General features: G+C 57.1%; 1 rRNA gene. It reads right to left on the bottom strand.

What is annotated here, in order from left to right:
• Positions 1 to 22 precede the first annotated feature (22 nt).
• Positions 23 to 1,848: ribosomal RNA gene (locus ADL01_RS19520) — 23S ribosomal RNA — on the bottom strand; the annotation flags it as partial.

Genomic DNA, 1,848 nt, shown 5'->3' with positions numbered 1-1,848 from the left:
AACACAGTGGACGCGAGCAACTGAGGACAAGCCCTCGGCCTATTAGTACCAGTCACCTCCACCCGTTACCGGGCTTCCAGATCTGGCCTATCAACCCAGTCGTCTACTGGGAGCCTTACCCCATCTAGTGGGTGGGAACACTCATCTCGAAGCAGGCTTCCCGCTTAGATGCTTTCAGCGGTTATCCCTCCCGAACGTAGCCAACCAGCCATGCCCTTGGCAGGACAACTGGCACACCAGAGGTTCGTCCGTCCCGGTCCTCTCGTACTAGGGACAGCCCTTCTCAATGTTCCTGCGCGCGCAGCGGATAGGGACCGAACTGTCTCACGACGTTCTAAACCCAGCTCGCGTACCGCTTTAATGGGCGAACAGCCCAACCCTTGGGACCGACTCCAGCCCCAGGATGCGACGAGCCGACATCGAGGTGCCAAACCATCCCGTCGATATGGACTCTTGGGGAAGATCAGCCTGTTATCCCCGGGGTACCTTTTATCCGTTGAGCGACGGCGCTTCCACAAGCCACCGCCGGATCACTAGTCCCGACTTTCGTCCCTGCTCGACCCGTCGGTCTCACAGTCAAGCTCCCTTGTGCACTTACACTCAACACCTGATTGCCAACCAGGCTGAGGGAACCTTTGGGCGCCTCCGTTACTCTTTAGGAGGCAACCGCCCCAGTTAAACTACCCATCAGACACTGTCCCTGATCCGGATCACGGACCCAGGTTAGACATCCAGCACGACCAGACTGGTATTTCAACGACGACTCCACAGACACTGGCGTGCCCACTTCACAGTCTCCCAGCTATCCTACACAAGCCGAACCGAACACCAATATCAAACTATAGTAAAGGTCCCGGGGTCTTTCCGTCCTGCTGCGCGAAACGAGCATCTTTACTCGTAGTGCAATTTCACCGGGCCTATGGTTGAGACAGTCGAGAAGTCGTTACGCCATTCGTGCAGGTCGGAACTTACCCGACAAGGAATTTCGCTACCTTAGGATGGTTATAGTTACCACCGCCGTTTACTGGCGCTTAAGTTCTCAGCTTCGCCAAGACGAATCCTGACTAACCGGTCCCCTTAACGTTCCAGCACCGGGCAGGCGTCAGTCCGTATACATCGCCTTACGGCTTCGCACGGACCTGTGTTTTTAGTAAACAGTCGCTTCTCGCTGGTCTCTGCGGCCACCCCCAGCTCGGAGAGTAAATCTCCTCACCAGTGATGGCCCCCCTTCTCCCGAAGTTACGGGGGCATTTTGCCGAGTTCCTTAACCATAGTTCACCCGAACGCCTCGGTATTCTCTACCTGACCACCTGAGTCGGTTTAGGGTACGGGCCGCCATGAAACTCGCTAGAGGCTTTTCTCGACAGCATAGGATCATCCACTTCACCACAATCGGCTCGGCATCAGGTCTCAGCCTCAATGTGCGACGGATTTGCCTATCGCACGGCCTACACCCTTACCCCGGGACAACCACCGCCCGGGATGGACTACCTTCCTGCGTCACCCCATCACTCACCTACTACAGGTCTGGTCCGTCGGCTCCACCACTCCCCCTTGCCCGAAGGCTCCGGGGCGGCTTCACGGACTTAGCATCGCCTGGTTCACTGTTTGACGCTTCACAGCGGGTACCGGAATATCAACCGGTTATCCATCGACTACGCCTGTCGGCCTCGCCTTAGGTCCCGACTTACCCTGGGCAGATCAGCTTGACCCAGGAACCCTTAGTCAATCGGCGCACACGTTTCCCACGTGTGTATCGCTACTCATGCCTGCATTCTCACTCGTGAACCGTCCACCACTAGCTTCCGCTGCAGCTTCACCCGGCACACGACGCTCCCCTACCCATCC

This window comes from Streptomyces sp. NRRL WC-3618 (genome assembly GCF_001280005.1).
Taxonomy (GTDB): domain Bacteria; phylum Actinomycetota; class Actinomycetes; order Streptomycetales; family Streptomycetaceae; genus Streptomyces.
This window is presented reverse-complemented; position numbering and strand designations above follow the sequence as displayed.